Annotated in this window: 14 protein-coding genes and 1 tRNA gene; 6 read left to right on the forward strand and 9 right to left on the reverse strand. The window is 71.6% G+C overall.

What is annotated here, in order from left to right; translation table 11 throughout:
• Positions 1-8 precede the first annotated feature (8 nt).
• The 3 genes from OG624_RS09400 to pgsA are packed head-to-tail and all read right to left on the reverse strand — an operon-like array spanning position 9 to position 2,748.
• Positions 9-1,181: a glycosyltransferase family 4 protein gene (locus OG624_RS09400; protein ID WP_033222570.1), complete on the reverse strand. Its 1,173-nt coding sequence runs from the start codon at positions 1,179-1,181 to the stop codon at positions 9-11.
• Positions 1,181-2,083 carry a phosphatidylinositol mannoside acyltransferase gene (locus tag OG624_RS09405; protein ID WP_371639301.1) on the reverse strand — a complete coding sequence of 301 codons (903 nt, stop codon included), beginning with the start codon at positions 2,081-2,083 and terminating at the stop codon, positions 1,181-1,183. The genes OG624_RS09400 and OG624_RS09405 overlap by 1 nt, the downstream gene beginning before the upstream one ends.
• A complete protein-coding gene (gene pgsA / locus OG624_RS09410; protein WP_266358584.1) occupies positions 2,083-2,748 on the reverse strand; it encodes a phosphatidylinositol phosphate synthase in 666 nt (221 codons plus the stop codon). The genes OG624_RS09405 and pgsA overlap by 1 nt, the downstream gene beginning before the upstream one ends.
• Before the next feature lie 327 nt (positions 2,749-3,075).
• Here pgsA and OG624_RS09415 point away from each other — a divergent pair, with 327 nt between their 5' ends.
• The 3 genes from OG624_RS09415 to OG624_RS09425 all read left to right on the forward strand — a co-directional run bounded on the left by OG624_RS09415 (position 3,076) and on the right by OG624_RS09425 (position 7,535).
• A complete protein-coding gene (locus OG624_RS09415; RefSeq protein ID WP_161293406.1) occupies positions 3,076-5,280 on the forward strand; it encodes an elongation factor G-like protein EF-G2 in 2,205 nt (734 codons plus the stop codon).
• Positions 5,281-5,409: 129 nt separating this feature from the next.
• Positions 5,410-7,086: a hypothetical protein gene (locus OG624_RS09420; protein WP_033222565.1), complete on the forward strand. Its 1,677-nt coding sequence runs from the start codon at positions 5,410-5,412 to the stop codon at positions 7,084-7,086.
• Positions 7,087-7,127: 41 nt separating this feature from the next.
• The gene (locus OG624_RS09425) at positions 7,128-7,535 is read left to right on the forward strand and encodes a J-domain-containing protein (RefSeq protein ID WP_033222563.1); all 408 of its coding nucleotides are present in this window, start codon (positions 7,128-7,130) and stop codon (positions 7,533-7,535) included.
• Positions 7,536-7,577: 42 nt separating this feature from the next.
• Here OG624_RS09425 and OG624_RS09430 read toward each other — a convergent pair whose 3' ends face one another.
• Together OG624_RS09430 and thrS are read right to left on the reverse strand one after the other, a co-directional pair.
• Positions 7,578-8,138 (reverse strand): HIT family protein, encoded by a 561-nt coding sequence (locus OG624_RS09430; RefSeq protein ID WP_030010101.1) that lies wholly within the window; start codon positions 8,136-8,138, stop codon positions 7,578-7,580.
• Between the two features lie 81 nt (positions 8,139-8,219).
• Complete coding sequence (gene thrS / locus OG624_RS09435; protein WP_030387175.1) at positions 8,220-10,196, reverse strand: threonine--tRNA ligase; 1,977 nt, start codon at positions 10,194-10,196, stop codon at positions 8,220-8,222.
• Positions 10,197-10,485: 289 nt separating this feature from the next.
• On the opposite strand from thrS, the gene OG624_RS09440 reads away from it, so the two are divergent.
• Both OG624_RS09440 and OG624_RS09445 read left to right on the forward strand, forming a co-directional pair.
• Positions 10,486-10,992 carry a GNAT family N-acetyltransferase gene (locus tag OG624_RS09440; RefSeq protein WP_371639302.1) on the forward strand — a complete coding sequence of 169 codons (507 nt, stop codon included), beginning with the start codon at positions 10,486-10,488 and terminating at the stop codon, positions 10,990-10,992.
• Between the two features lie 10 nt (positions 10,993-11,002).
• The gene (locus OG624_RS09445; RefSeq protein WP_078909416.1) at positions 11,003-11,506 is read left to right on the forward strand and encodes a DUF4232 domain-containing protein; all 504 of its coding nucleotides are present in this window, start codon (positions 11,003-11,005) and stop codon (positions 11,504-11,506) included.
• 191 nt (positions 11,507-11,697) lie between these two features.
• Here OG624_RS09445 and OG624_RS09450 read toward each other — a convergent pair whose 3' ends face one another.
• The 3 genes from OG624_RS09450 to OG624_RS09460 all read right to left on the reverse strand — a co-directional run bounded on the left by OG624_RS09450 (position 11,698) and on the right by OG624_RS09460 (position 14,051).
• Complete coding sequence (locus OG624_RS09450; protein WP_371639303.1) at positions 11,698-12,189, reverse strand: DinB family protein; 492 nt, start codon at positions 12,187-12,189, stop codon at positions 11,698-11,700.
• 78 nt (positions 12,190-12,267) lie between these two features.
• A complete protein-coding gene (locus tag OG624_RS09455; protein ID WP_237545690.1) occupies positions 12,268-13,473 on the reverse strand; it encodes a hypothetical protein in 1,206 nt (401 codons plus the stop codon).
• Complete coding sequence (locus OG624_RS09460; RefSeq protein WP_033222558.1) at positions 13,473-14,051, reverse strand: DUF4365 domain-containing protein; 579 nt, start codon at positions 14,049-14,051, stop codon at positions 13,473-13,475. Before OG624_RS09460 ends, OG624_RS09455 begins: the two co-directional genes overlap by 1 nt.
• A gap of 203 nt (positions 14,052-14,254) precedes the next feature.
• Between OG624_RS09460 and OG624_RS09465 the strand changes: the two genes are divergently transcribed.
• The gene (locus tag OG624_RS09465) at positions 14,255-14,980 is read left to right on the forward strand and encodes a 3'-5' exonuclease (RefSeq protein WP_030723568.1); all 726 of its coding nucleotides are present in this window, start codon (positions 14,255-14,257) and stop codon (positions 14,978-14,980) included.
• Positions 14,981-15,041: 61 nt separating this feature from the next.
• Here OG624_RS09465 and OG624_RS09470 read toward each other — a convergent pair.
• Positions 15,042-15,113, reverse strand: a tRNA-Val gene (locus tag OG624_RS09470).
• Between the last annotated feature and the right edge of the window lie 51 nt (positions 15,114-15,164).

Below are 15,164 nucleotides of genomic sequence, written 5' to 3' on the forward strand. Positions count from 1 at the left end.
CGGTCGGGTCAGGAGGACGAGGCGTCCTTCGAGAAGCCGAGGCGGGTGCGGAGCGGGACGCGTTCGTCCGTGGCCACCGCCGCCGCGCCGTCCGTCACCGTTTCGTAGACGGCCAGGATGTCCGCGCCGACCGTGGACCAGTCGAAGCGGCGGACGTGCGCCGAGCCGCGGGCGCTGAGTTCGGCCCGGCGCTCCGGGTCGCGCAGCAGGGTGATCGCCGCCGTCGCCAGGGCGTCGGCGTTCTCGTTGGCGAAGAGGTCACCCGCCCCGCCCTGGTCCAGGACCTGCGCGAAGGCGTCCAGGTCGGAGGCGAGCACGGCCGCGCCCGCCGAGAGGGCCTCGACCAGGATGATGCCGAAGCTCTCGCCACCGGTGTTCGGGGCCACGTACACGTCCACGCTGCGCAGCAGCCGCGCCTTGTCCTCGTCGGAGACCATGCCGAGGAATTCGACCCGCTTGCGCAGGTCCGCGGGCAGGGAGGCGACCGCCTCCTCCTCGTCGCCGCGGCCCGCGACGAGCAGCCGTACGTCCGGGCAGGCCTCCACGATCTTCGGGAAGGCCGCCATCAGCACGGGCAGGCCCTTGCGGGGCTCGTCGATCCGGCCGATGAAGCCCAGGGTCTGCCCCGACCAGTCCGGGTTGGGCTCGGCCTTGGCGAAGAAGTCCACGTCGACGCCGTTGGGGATGACGACCGCGTCGCCGCCCAGGTGTTCCACGAGCGTGCGCCGGGCGTACTCGCTCACCGCGATGCGGGCGTTGATCTTCTCCAGGGCCGGCTGCAGGATCGGGTACGCCGCGATCATCGCCCGGGACCGGGGGTTCGAGGTGTGGAAGGTCGCCACGATCGGCCCCTGCGCCGCCCAGCAGGACAGCAGCCCCAGCGAGGGCGAGGCCGGCTCGTGGATGTGGATCACGTCGAAGGTGCCGTCGTGGAGCCAGCGCCGCACCCGGGCGGCGGAGAGGAACCCGAAGTTGAGGCGGGCCACCGAGCCGTTGTACGGGACCGGCACCGCCCGCCCGGCCGAGACCACGTAGGGCGGCAGCGGGGTGTCGTCGTCCGCCGGGGCGAGCACCGACACCTCGTGACCGAGGCGGATCAGGTGCTCCGCCAGATCCCGGATGTGGAACTGGACGCCACCCGGCACGTCCCACGAGTACGGGCACACGATGCCGATCTTCACTACGGGCGCTCCTCCAGGTCGTCCAGCCACAGCCGCTGCAGCATGTGCCAGTCCTCCGGGTGCTCGGCGATGCCCGACGCGAAGGCGTCCGCCACCGCCTGGGTCATGACGGTGGTCTTCCCGGTCCGGGTCCCGGTCTTCGGCACCTCCACCTCGGGGTGGATCCGGCCGTACATCTTCGGCGTGTCGCCGTAGTGCAGGGTGGCCGGGAGCAGCACCGCGCCGGTCTGCTGGGCCAGCAGCGCCGGTCCGGCCGGCATGCGCGCCGTGGCGCCGAAGAAGTCCACCTCGACCCCGGAGGCCGACAGGTCCCGGTCCGCGACCAGGCAGACCAGGCCGCCGGAGCGCAGCCGCCGGGCGAGGGTGCCGAAGGCGGCGCCGCCGCTGTGCGGGAGGACCTCCATGCCCAGGCTCTCGCGGTAGGCCACGAAGCGGTCGTAGAGGGTCTCGGGCTTGAGCCGCTCGGCGACGGTGGTGAACGGCGCGTTCATGTGGCCGATGGCCCAGGCTCCGGCGAGGTCCCAGTTGGCGAGGTGCGGCAGGGCCACGATCACGCCGCGTCCGGAGTCGAGGGCCTCGCGCAGCAGGTGTTCGTCCGTGAACTCGACGTCCGTGCTGAACCGTTTCGGGTCCATGGTCGGCAGCCGGAAGGACTCCATCCAGTACCGCATGTACGAGCGCATGCCCGCCTGCGACAGCTCGCGCAGCCGCTCGGGACCGGCGTCGGGCACCACCCGCGCCAGGTTCGACTCCAGCCGCAGCACGCTCTTGCCGCGCCGCTTCCACGCGAAGTCGGCGATCCGCCGGCCCAGGGCCACGGCGGCCGGCTCGGGCAGCTTCTTGACCCCGGCCCATCCGAGTCCGTACAGCGAGTCGACCAGCTTGTCCTGCAAGGCACCCATCAGGCCGCGCCGCCCTCGGCGGCGGCCGCCGCCGCGTCGGCCTCGGCCGATTCGCGACGTACGGTGACGACCCGCTGGATCAGGGTGACGAGCGAGCCCACCGCCACGATCCACAGGGCGATCGGCAGCAACACGCCGATCCAGGACGGCACGCCGAAGGTCTGCAGACCGGACAGGCCGGCCGCGACCAGCGAGATCACCAGACGCTCGGCCCGCTCGATGAGTCCGTTGACGGCCACGGGCAGCCCGATCGACTCGCCGCGCGCCTTGGTGTACGAGACCACCTGGCCGCTGGCCAGGCAGAAGATCGACACGGCACACAGTGCGTTGTCGTTGCCGTTGCCCGCGTACCAGAGGGCGAGGCCGCCGAAGATCGCCGCGTCGGCGACCCGGTCGAGGGTGGAGTCGAGGAAGGCTCCCCACCGGCTGGAGACTCCGGCCTGGCGGGCCATGTTCCCGTCCACCAGGTCGGAGAAGACGAAGAGGGTGATCGTGATGGTGCCCCAGAAGAACTCGCCGCGAGGGAAGAACCACAGCGCTCCGGCCACCACTCCGGCCGTGCCGATCAGGGTGACCGCGTCCGGGCTCACCCCCCGCCGGAGCAGAAAAGCGGCGAATGGCGTGAGAACACGCGTGAAGAATGCACGCGCGTACTTGTTCAGCATGGCCTTCCCGGAGGGTCGCTGGGCCGCACGGCCACCACGGCCACCGGCTGGCCCATCGTAGCCGGCACGCCACCGCGCGGACGCCGCGCACCCACCGGTTCGTGCCACGTAAGACGTAGTTCACGCCGTGGACCGGCTCCGGTGGGCCCTGGGGTACGCCTGCGGGTACCTCCCCGGTACGACGTATGGACGGGATGTGACACCAGTGCAAAGCTCGAAGAATCCCGCATTCCTCCTCCGTGGAGGCGGCCGGGACACCGATCCGGACACCTCGATCCCCACATCACCCGATCCTCCTCACCGTCACCACCGGGAGGCATGAGCATCATGGGAGCCACATCACACCAAGCCGGAGCCGCCGGCAGGGCACTGACGGCCGACCGCCCCTCTTCCATCCGGAATGTCGTGCTGGTCGGCCACAGCGGATCCGGCAAGACCACACTGGTCGAAGCACTCGCCCTGACCGCGGGAGCGGTCAACCGGGCCGGCCGGGTCGAGGACGGCGCCACCGTCTCCGACTACGACGAGATGGAGCATCGCCGGCAGCGCTCCGTCCAGCTGTCCCTCGTCCCCGTCGAATGGGACGGAATCAAGATCAACATCTTGGACACCCCCGGATACGCCGACTTCGTCGGGGAACTCAGGGCCGGTCTGCGCGCGGCGGACGCGGCCCTTTTCGTCGTCTCGGCCTCGGACGGCATCGACGGCGCCACCCGCATGGTCTGGGACGAGTGCGAGGCCGTCGGCATGCCCCGGGCCATCGTCGTGACCCACCTGGAGGCCGCCCGCTCCGACTACACACAGATGACCACCGTCTGCGGCGAGATCTTCGGCGCCGACGACCCGGACGCGGTCATCCCCCTCTACCTCCCCCTGCACGGCCCGCCCGGCCCCGACGGGCACGCCCCCGTCACCGGCCTGCTCGGTCTGCTCTCCCGGCGCGTCTACGAGTACGCGTCCGGCGAGCGCGTGGAGCGCGACCCGGATGCCGCCGAGCTGTCCCTCATCACCGACGCCCGCGCCCGACTCATCGAGGGGATCATCGCCGAGAGCGAGGACGAGTCCCTCATGGACCGCTACCTGGGCGGCGAGGAGATCGACCTGAAGACCCTCGTCGACGACCTGGAGCGGGCGGTCGCGCGCGGCACCTTCCACCCCGTCCTGATGGCCGCCCCCGCCACCGACGGCGCCCGCCAGGGCCTGGGCACCGTGGAACTCCTCGAACTGGTCACCGGCGGCTTCCCCACCCCCCTGGAGCGCGCCGCCGTCCCCGTCACCCGCCCCGACGGCTCCGCCCGCCCGGACGTCACCTGCGATCCCGCCGGCTCCCTGGTGGCCGAGGTCGTCAAGACCTCCTCCGACCCCTACGTGGGCCGTGTCTCCCTCGTCCGCGTCTTCTCCGGCACCCTGAAGGCCGAGGAGACCGTCCATGTCAGCGGGCACGGGCTCGCCGACCGCGGTCAGGAGGGCCGCGCCCTTCACGAACTCGACGAGCGGATCGGCTCCCTCTCCTCCCCCTTCGGCAAACAGCAGCGCGTCCTCACCCGCTGCATCGCCGGCGACCTGGCCTGCGTGGCCAAACTCACCCGCGCGGAGACCGGCGACACCCTCTCCGCCAAGGACGACCCGCTCCTCATGACCCCGTGGACCATGCCCGACCCGCTGCTCCCCCTCGCGATCGAGGCCCACAGCAAGGCCGACGAGGACAAGCTGTCCCAGGGCCTGGCTCGGCTCGTCGCCGAGGACCCGACCATGCGGCTGGAGCAGAACCCGCACACCCACCAGCTCGTCCTGTGGTGCCTGGGCGAGGCCCACCAGGACGTGGCCCTGGAGCGGCTGCGCACCCGCTACGGCGTCCAGGTCGACCCCGTCCCGCACAAGGTGAGCCTGCGCGAGACCTTCGGCGCCAAGGCCGCCGGGCGCGGCCGGCACGTCAAACAGTCCGGCGGCCACGGCCAGTTCGCCATCTGCGAGATCGAGGTGGAGCCGCTCCCGCCCGGCAGCGGCATCGAGTTCGTCGACAAGGTCGTCGGCGGCGCCGTGCCCCGCCAGTTCATCCCGTCCGTGGAGAAGGGCGTACGCGCCCAGGCCGCCCGCGGGGTCGCCGCCGGCTACCCGCTGGTCGACGTGCGCGTCACCCTCCTCGACGGCAAGGCGCACTCGGTGGACTCCTCCGACGCCGCCTTCCAGACGGCTGGCGCCCTCGCCCTGCGCGAGGCCGCCGCCGAGGCCCGGATCGAGCTCCTCGAACCGGTCGCCGAGCTCGCCGTCGTCATCCCCGACGAGTACGTCGGCCCGGTCATGAGCGACCTTGCGGGCCGCCGCGGCCGCGTCGTCGGCACCGACCAGGCCTCGGCAGGGCGCACCCGGGTCCGCGCCGAGATCCCGGAGATCGAGATCGGCCGCTACGCCGTCGAGTTGCGCTCCGTCTCGCACGGGACCGGCCGCTTCGCCCGGGCGTACGCCCGCCACGAACCGATGCCGCCGCAGATCGCGGAAAAGGTGCGTGAACAGGCGGAGAAGGGAACCTGATTGGTGTAGCAGCGGATCGGCCGCCCACCCAACCAGCTTGCGGTGGGCGGCATTTCCCTGTCCCATGACCATGGGGCGAGATCCGCCGATAGGCTCATCGGCGCACCAAAAGAGCAGGAACGCACAGCGATGGGGGCAGCGGTGGCGGACGACGGATTCGACTTCAGGCCCGGAGCTCAGGTTCCGCTGCTGGGGGGTGGCGGGCAGACGGCGGCGACCAACGCCCTGGCCTCGGCCGCGTACCGGGACGGCGGCAAGGACAGCAAGCTCGAGAAGATACTCACCGCCAACAACGAGAACCACCCCGCGACGGTCAAGCCCCCGAAGATCTCCCTCTTCGAGCCCAGCCTCGGCGAGGCCTTCTGCCGCGCCGTGGAGGCCCGCACGCTCGGGGGCGGCCGCAAGCCACTGATCCAGTCCTTCGGCGCGGATCCGCAGACGGTGGTGGAGCACTGCCTGGCCGCCTCGCACATCCGCAAGGAGCGCGACCGCAAGCTCCGGCTGATCATGCTGGTCTGCGGTGTGCTGTTCCTGCCGGGGCTGCTGCTGTGGCTGGGCCTGTTCCAGCTGCGCAAGAGCCTCGCTTCCAAGGAGGGCAGGAGCTCGTGGCTGGGCACCGTACTCCTCGTCGGCGTCGCCCTGGTGGTGGCCGTCCTGATGTTCAAGCTGCCGCTGACCGGCTTCCTCGGCCTGTACGCCCGCGGCATGATCATCGCCCCGGCCCTGGGCTGGCTGCTGGCCCGCCGTACCTGTGAGGCCACCGCCCAGGACCTGCGCTCCCGCTGGGACGGACTGTTGTCGGGCGGTGGGGTCGGCGCCAAGATCCCGGAGGCCGTGCCCGGCAACCCCGACGAGAAGGCCCGCGAGGACCTGCGCCACCAGCTCGCCAAGCTGACCGCGGAGGACCGTAGCAACCAGGTCTTCTACGCGGGCCCCAAGGGCATCCTCGGCATGGGCACCCGCTGGGGCAGCTGGCAGATGGCCGAGGAGCTGGCCCCCAAGAGCGAGGGCATGGAGATCCATCCCTTCCGCAGCTGGGACGTCATACGCGGGATCGACGCCCAGCTCCGCAAGCTGGAGCGGGGCCCCCTGCACACCGGCGGTTTCCCGCCCGCCGCGATCCAGCACTGGATCGTCACCCCGATCGGCGAGGGCGCCGCCGAGGTGGCCCGCCCCACCGGCGAGAACGTGGACGCCTTCCTGATCAAGCCGCACGAGATCACCCGGATCTGCAACGAGCAGCAGTTCAGCGCCGGCAACCGGCACTACCTGGGCATCCAGTACCCGCTCTGGGACGGCCAGCTGGTCATCAACATGCTGGTCACGGTGACCGTGCTGTACAAGACGCTGCGCGTGGACGTCACCGCGCACGCCTTGGGCCCCGTGCACGGGCTGTTCACGTCCAAGTCCGCGGCCCCGGTGGTGGAGGTGCCCAAGAGCATCCGCTTCTGGGAGACCGTGGAGCGCCCGTTGCCGCTGGTGGACGCGCAGGAGGTGGTGCGCCTCGCGGTGCGGGCCCCGCTGACCTGGTACCCGCCGCTCCTGGAGTTCTTCGGCGGCAAGCTGGTCCTGCCCGAGCCGTTCGGCCTGCGTCACGTCTGGGCGAGCTCGATGTGGCGGCACCGGTTCATGGCGGACGACGCCCTGCGCACGGTGGCCCCGGTCCTGCGGTCGATCCACGCGGCGACCTTCAAGGTGCTGGAGGAGAACGGCGTCGACACGGACCGCTTCACGAACCGCTCCTCGATCATGAGCGGGCTCATCCAGGAGCCCGCTCCGCGCAAGGCCGACGTCTACGACGCGTAGGTAGGCTGGAGGGACGGCCGAGCAGCGACCGAGGAGGGACCATGACCGAGCGCAAGCCACCGGGTGTCAGCTTCGAGTCCTTCGTGGACCGGCAGATCCGACAGGCCACCGAACGGGGCGACTTCACGAGCCTACCCGGCTACGGCAAGCCGCTGGCCTCGCTCGACGCGCCCTACGACGAGCAGTGGTGGATCAAGGACAAGCTGCACCGCGAGGGCTTCGCCGTCCTGCCTCCGGCGCTCGCGCTGCGCAAGGAGGCCGAGGACGCCGTGGAGAAGGTCCGGGCGGCCCGCTCGGAACGCCAGGTACGGGACGTCCTCACGGAGATCAACGAGAAGATCGCGGCGGCCCTGCGCATGCCCCCGCCGGGCCCGCCCCTGGGTCTGACGGAGTTCGACGTCGAGGCCGAGGTACAGGCCTGGCGCCGGGACCGCCCGGCCCAGGCCTGACCGGGCCGGACGTTGGGCCCGGCCTGATCCGAAAGACAGGCCCTAGTCCACGGGCCAGGCGTCGGCGAGCATCTGGCGGGTGTCCGCCAGGAGTTGCGGCAGCACCTTGGTGTGGCCCACGACCGGCATGAAGTTCGTGTCCCCGCCCCAGCGGGGCACGATGTGCTGGTGCAGGTGCGCGGCGATGCCTGCGCCGGCGGCCGCGCCCTGGTTCATGCCGATGTTGAATCCGTGCGCGCCCGAGGCCTTGCGCAGCGCGACCATGGCCCGCTTGGTGAGGTCGGCGAGCTCGGCCGTCTCCGGCCCGTCCAGCTCGGTGTAGTCGGCGACGTGCCGGTACGGGACGACCATCAGGTGGCCGCCGTTGTACGGGTAGAGGTTCAGCACCGCGTACACGTGCCGGCCCCGCGCGACGACCAGGCCGTCCTGGTCGGACATGTCCGGAATCCCGCAGAAGGGACAGCCGTCCCCGGCCTCCGGGCCGGTCGGCTTGTTCTCCCCCTGGATGTAGGCCATCCGGTGGGGCGTCCACAGACGCTGGAACGCGTCCTGCGTGCCCACACCGATCTGCTGCTCCGGCTGAGTCGTCATGGCGGCAAGCATATGACCTTGGCCTGGCGTACGAGGAAGGCCCCCGGAAAGTGATCACTTTCCGGGGGCCTTCCTCGTACGGACGCGGTCGGATCAGACCTGGACGCGGTCCGCGACGACCTTGGCCAGCTTGGCCAGCGCCTCGTCCTTGGCGATGCCGTTCTCCTGCGAACCGTCGCGGTAGCGGAAGGAGACCGTGCCCGCGGCCATGTCCTCGTCACCGACGATGATCATGAACGGGACCTTGAGCTTCTGGTGGTTGCGGATCTTCTTCTGCATCCGGTCGGAGGAGGCGTCCACCTCCACCCGCAGGCCCTGCTTCTTCGCCGCCGCGGCGAACTCCTGCAGGTACTCGACGTGCCCGTCGCCGATCGGGATGCCGACCGCCTGGACCGGGGCCAGCCACGGCGGCATGGCGCCCGCGTAGTGCTCCAGCAGCACGGCGAAGAACCGCTCGATGGAGCCGAACAGCGCACGGTGGATCATGACCGGACGCTGACGGGAGCCGTCGGGCGCGGTGTACTCCAGGTTGAAGCGCTCCGGCAGGTTGAAGTCGAGCTGCACGGTCGACATCTGCCAGGTGCGGCCGATGGCGTCCTTGCACTGCACCGAGATCTTCGGACCGTAGAAGGCGGCGCCGCCCGGGTCCGGGACCAGCGGCAGGCCCTGCTTCTCGGCGACCTGCGCGAGGACCGCGGTCGCCTCCTCCCAGGCCTCGTCCGAGCCGACGAACTTCTCCGGGTCCTTGGTGGACAGCTCCAGGTAGAAGTCGGTCAGACCGTAGTCGCGCAGCAGGTTGAGCACGAAGGTGAGGGTGGTGTCGAGCTCCTCCGCCATCTGCTCGCGGGTGCAGTAGATGTGCGCGTCGTCCTGGGTGAAGCCGCGGGCGCGGGTCAGACCGTGGACGACACCCGACTTCTCGTACCGGTACACGGTGCCGAACTCGAACAGGCGCAGCGGCAGTTCGCGGTAGGAGCGGCCGCGCGCGTCGAAGATCAGGTTGTGCATCGGGCAGTTCATGGGCTTGAGGTAGTAGTCGGTACCACCGTCGAGCTGCATGGGGGGGTACATGCCCTCCGCGTACCAGTCCAGGTGGCCGCTCTTCTCGAAGAGGGCGCCCTTGGTGGCGTGCGGGGAGTAGACGAACTCGTAGCCCTCCTCCTCGTGCCGCTTGCGCGAGTAGTCCTCCATGACCCGGCGGATGATGCCGCCGCGCGGGTGGAAGACGGCGAGGCCGGAGCCGATCTCGTCCGGGATGGAGAAGAGGTCGAGCTCGTTGCCGAGCTTGCGGTGGTCGCGCTTCTCGGCCTCGGCGAGGAAGTCGAGGTGGGCCTTCAGCTCCTCCTTCGACGGCCACGCGGTGCCGTAGATGCGCTGGAGCATCGGGTTCTTCTCGCTGCCGCGCCAGTAGGCGGCGGCGTTGCGCATGAGCTTGAACGCCGGGATGTTGCGGGTGGTGGGCAGGTGGGGACCGCGGCAGAGGTCCTTCCAGCACAGGTCGCCGGTCTTGGCGTCCAGGTTGTCGTAGATGGTCAGCTCGCCGCCGCCCACCTCGACGTTCGCACCGTCGTCGGTGGACGCGGAACCCTTGATGCCGATGAGCTCCAGCTTGTACGGCTCGTCGGCCAGCTCCTCGCGGGCCGCCTCGTCGGTGACGACGCGGCGGGAGAAGCGCTGACCGCGCTTCTGGATCTCCTGCATCTTCTTCTCGATGGCCTTGAGGTCCTCCGGGGTGAAGGGCCGGGCCACGTCGAAGTCGTAGTAGAAGCCGTTCTGGACCGGCGGGCCGATGCCCAGCTTGGCCTCGGGGAACAGCTCCTGCACGGCCTGGGCCATGACGTGCGCGGTCGAGTGGCGCAGGATGTTGAGGCCGTCCTCGGAGGAGATCTCCACCGGCTCGACGGTCTCGCCGTCCTTCACCTCGTACGCGAGGTCCTTGAGCTCGCCCGCGATGCGCGCGGCGACGATGGTGCGCTCGCCGGCGAAGAGCTCCGCCGCCGTAGTGCCCGTGGCCACCACGCGCTCGTCCCGCTCGGAATCGCGTTGGATGATCACACGGACGTCTGACACCGGTCTCTCCTGACTCAGGGGGTGCGCGGGCGAACGCCGCGCGCCTGAATCGTACCGAGCGGAGTGGCCGCGCCGCTAAACGGTTACCGGGTGGCCCGCCGGACGGGGCCTCCTGGCTCGGGCCGGTGGGCCGCGGGCCGGGGAGGGGCACCGGCCCGTCGCGAAGCCGTGGCTCCGGTCCGGGCGGGCGCAGGCGGGTCCGTGGGGTGGGGTCCCCCCGGGGCGTCTCCTCGGCTCGCGAACCCTTGGCCGGGTCGGCCGGCGGTGGACGCCGGTAGCGTGGCCCGCCATGCAGATACGCGCGCTGGACCTGAGCAACGACGCCTCCGCTACGGCGGTGCACCGGATCGGGCACGCCGCGTACGCGGTGGAGGCCGAGCTGATCGGCTTCGACGGGATCCCGGCCCTGGGTGAGAGCCTCGCCGAGATGCGGCACACCGACCTCAGCTGGGTGGGCGCCTTCTCCGAGAGCGGCGCCCTGGCCGGCTTCCTCGCCTGGGCGTCGGAACCCGAGGACGGGGTCTCCATCGACCGGCTGTGCGTGGATCCGGCCTGGTTCCGGCAAGGTGTCGCCTCGTCACTGCTGCGCCATGCCCTGACGGAGGTGTTCCCGGGTCGCGCGGTCGAGGTCACCACGGGAGCGGCCAACGCGCCCGCGGTGGCCCTGTACCAGCGCCTGGGCTTCCGCCGCGGCCCGGACTTCTCCCCCGTCCCGGGGCTGACCATGGCCTCCTTCGGCCGGGCCGCCGAAAGCACCCCGTGGGAAGGTGGAAGGGGATCTTCCGACCTGGCATGAGGTGACACCCATGAGAGTGACCAGGAAGGCGGCCGCTCTGGGCGCCGCGACGGCCCTGCTGGCGGGCGGAATGCTCGTCGCCACCCCCGCGGTGGCGGCCCCCGCCGCCGCGTGCACCGGGGACCAGCTCTCCGCCACCGGCGCGGACCGGACGGACTCGAACCGGGTGCGGTTCACCGTGGTCAACGAGGGCCCGACCTGCGAGCTGCGGGGCTTCCCGACGGTGGCGCTCTCGGGCCAGGGCTCCCCGGACCGCAACAAGCCGCTGCGCGTCATCCCCCGGGGCGAGGCCAGGCCGGTGCTGCTGGCCCACGGCGGGTCCGCCTCGACGCTCCTGACCTTCACCCCGGTCCTCGGCGAGGCGGACGGCTACTGCGCCTCCGGCGCCGATCCGACCGTCGCCCCCTCGCTGGTGGTGGGCGTCGCGCGGATGGGCTTCCAGGTGGCACCGTCCGACGGCGGCCGGTTCGCCCTGTGCGGCGACACCGTCCGCGCCACCGCCTTCCGCCCCTAGGGCCTGTCCTTTGGATCAGGCCGGATCAGCCCGCGGCGTCTGGTGCCATGGGGTCTCCCCAGGCCCGCAGGGCCGAGGGGAAGCATCGCAAGGCCGAGGAGGGAGTCGATGCGGAGCATCGACGACCGACGAGAACGCGGCGAGGTGCGGTGCCAGACGCCGCGGGCCCGGCATGATCCGAAAGACAGGCCCTAGGTGCCGGTCGTACCGTCGAGCAGCTCGCGGCCGTTGTGGCGGGCCGTCTCCTCGGTGAGGTGGAGGAGGATCCAGCGCAGGTCGACGTGGAGGCCGTCGCGGACGGCTCGCTCGGCCTTGGCGTCCAGGGCCTGCCCGGCGACCAGTTCGCGGTAGCGGGCGCTCTGTTCGGCGTACTCGTCGACCAACTGCGAGAGCGGGAAGTCGACCGCGATGCGCATCTCACGGTCGGGGTCCTCCTCGGTCCAGGGACCCTCGTCCGCTTCGCCGAGGAAGACCACCTGGAACCAGTAGTACTCGACCCAGCGGAGGTGGTTGATCAGTCCGCTCATGGTCATCAAGGGTGAGCTCGGCAGGAGCGCCTTGTGCGCGTCCTGCGCGCAGACGCCCTGGCACTTGGCTCGGGCGGTGGCGCGTGCGTAGTCGAGGAACGTGGTGAGCTGGGTGCGCTCGTCCCACGCGGGGGGTGTGTCGTCGATTGCTGTCACCGCACGGAGCGTCCCCGATCGCCACGGCCGTTGTCGAACGTCTTTTCCGCAGGCCCGGCAAGATCCGAAAGAGACGGCCTAGTCGTCCGAGGGGAGGACTTCCTCCGGGTCGAAGGCCGCGTCCAGGGACTTCATCAGGCGGTCCCGCTCGACCTCGTCCATCGGTACCGGTGTCACCTCCGCCGCGTCGGACAGTCGCCGGAAACCGCCCCGGCGTTGGAGGCGGCCCGTGATCCGGACCGGCAGGCCCACCAGGTGGGCGTGGCCCGCGATGCGGTACGCCTCCTCGTCGAGGGCCGCCCGGACGTACGGGACCTCCGCCCCGGCCAGCACCCGCAGGCGTACCGTCCCGCCGCCCCCGGCGGCCTTGCGCCGCATCCGCACCACGGCCCCGGCGAGCCGGACCGGTACGGCCGGTTCCGCTCGGGTGTAGCGGGCGGCGGCCTCGCGCAGCACGGGCAGGTCGCCCGGGGAGAACTCCACCGGCTCGGGGCGGGCCGCGCAGCCCGCCGGGACCCCGGCCGCCGGCGCCCAGGCGAGTGCGATGCGGGCCCCCTCCGAGCCCCGGACCAGGGCGATCAGCGCCTCGGCGAGTTCCCGGCTGACCCCGGCCGCCACCGCCGCGTCGAAGGCCTCCATGCCGCCGGTGGCCCGCTGGTAGTCCACCGCCTCGCGGGCCGCGTGCAGGGCGTGGTGCAGCCGGGTCACGGGGCCCCGGCCACCGTCCACGGGGACGTACGCGCTCAGTCGGCGCCCGCCCGGGGCGGGCCCCACCAGCACCCCGTCCAGGGTGCGTTCGGCCTGCGCCTGGTGCCGGGCTCCGTAGTACCCGGCCCGGGCCCGGTCGGCGAGGGCCCCCGCGAGCAGGAGCCGGCGGGCGGCCGAGCGCAGCTGTTCCTGTACGGGCCAGGAGGCCTCGCCCCGGTAGCCGTGGGGGCCCTCCGGGATCTCCCGCTCCCAGCGGATCTCGTCGCTGGGCACGCTCAAACCCAGGAGCACCTCCCGGGCCGAGGGCAGGCCGCTGTGCGCGAGGGCGGTGAGCGCCTCGTCCAGCAGGTCCGCGCAGTCGGGGAAGGCGCGGCTCTCCGGGACGAGCAGGCTGGTGCCCGAGCGGCCGGGCGGGGTCCAGCGGCCGTACCGGCCGGCCGCGCCGCCGCGCCGCAGCCATCCGTGCCGGTGCAGGAGCGCCCCGAGCACCTGCGGGTCGACCTGCGCGGGATCGGGGCCGCCCTGGGGGTACCGCGGGGACGGGATCGGTTCGAGGTGGGGTGAGTGCAGGTTCATCAGGGTGTCCCTCCCGACCCGACCCGGGTCATGATCTCGCACAGCGCACGGTCGTCGAAGATCCGCGTGGTCGGAATCCGTACGGTGGTGCGGCGCCGGCCGGTCACGGGTTGTCCGGCGAGGTTGGTCCAGTAGCAGCAGTGCCTCAGGTCGAGCCGGTCGTGTCCGGCGGCGAGCCACTGGTCGCGCTCCCTCGGCACGAGCATCACGACGAGGATCTTGTGGACGGCGACGGGCGTCCGGGCCAGCTTCACCAGGTGCTCGTTGTCGAGGGTGAAGCCGAAGGTGGCCCCGGCGGGGCGCGGCGGTATCTGGTAGGTCGCCTTGAGCTGCACCTTGATGGTGACCTCGTCGTCGACGACGTGTTCGGGCGCTCCGTGGGAGACGTGCCAGTCGATGCCGTTGTCGGGGAAGGGCTGGGACAGCGAGCACCCGGCGGCGGCCGCGACGGCGTGCAGGTATCCCACCTGGAGGGTCTCCATGCAGGCGGTGGTGGCGAGCGTGCCGCGCAGGGATCCGGTCCGCGGACCTGTCCCCTCGTGCAGCACCCCGCCCGGTTCGGGCTGTGTGAGCGCCATGGCCGGCTCCCCCATGCCTTGCGGGCTCTGCCGCGAGCGGTGCTGGGTGACGACCGGTCATACGTACGGTCCCCCAAGGAAGTTGTCTCCGTACCAGACCGCCCGCAAACGGCGTACGGGGCAAACAGCCCGGGTATCACCGATGCGGCGGGGGTCGTGTGTTCAGGAAGCTCCACCCGCCGCTCGGGGACGAGGAGTTCGCCATGACACGCTGGTACGAGGGCCCGCTGGCCGCATTCGACACGGAGACCACCGGGGTGGACGTCGAGCAGGACCGGATCGTGTCCGCCGCGCTCATCGTCCAGGAGTGTGCGGGCGGCCGGGTCCGCACCACGCGCTGGCTGGTCAATCCCGGGGTTCCGGTGCCCCCGGGGGCCACGGAAGTGCACGGGCTGACCGATGAGCACCTGCAGCGTCACGGGCGCTGGCCTGCACCGGTGGTGGAGGAGATAGCCCGTGCGCTCGGGGAGCAGCAGGTGGCCGGTCGGCCGGTGGTGGTGATGAACGCGCCGTTCGATCTGACGCTGCTGGACCGGGAGTTGCGCCGGCACCGGGCGTCCTCGCTGTCGCGGTACCTGGACAACCGGCCGCTCACGGTGCTGGACCCGCGGGTGCTGGACAAGCACCTGGACCGGTACCGCAAGGGCCGCCGGACGCTGACGGACCTGTGCGCGCACTACGGGATCGAGCTGGAGGGCGCGCACGACGCGGCGGCGGACGCGATGGCCTCGCTGGAGCTCGTCCGGGCGGTGGGTCGGCGGTTCGCGGCCCGGCTGGAGCGGCTGACGCCGGCCGAGCTGCACACGCTGCAGGCGGTGTGGCACGCGGCGCAGGCGCGGGGTCTGCAGGCGTGGTTCGCGCGTCAGGGGACACCGGAGGCGGTGGATCCGCACTGGCCGCTGCGGCCGGACCTGTCGACGGCCGCGTAGGACGACAAGGGCCCGAACATGCGGAAGGCCGGTCCGTCGATGACGGACCGGCCTGTCCCGGTGGGCGATACTGGGATCGAACCAGTGACCCCTTCGGTGTGAACGAAGTGCTCTCCCGCTGAGCTAATCGCCCGGGAACGCACCGAACAATACAGAAGGCTCGGGGCTGGTTCAAACCGCTTCC

This window comes from Streptomyces virginiae, assembly GCF_041432505.1.
GTDB classification, from domain to species: Bacteria; Actinomycetota; Actinomycetes; order Streptomycetales; family Streptomycetaceae; genus Streptomyces; species Streptomyces virginiae_A.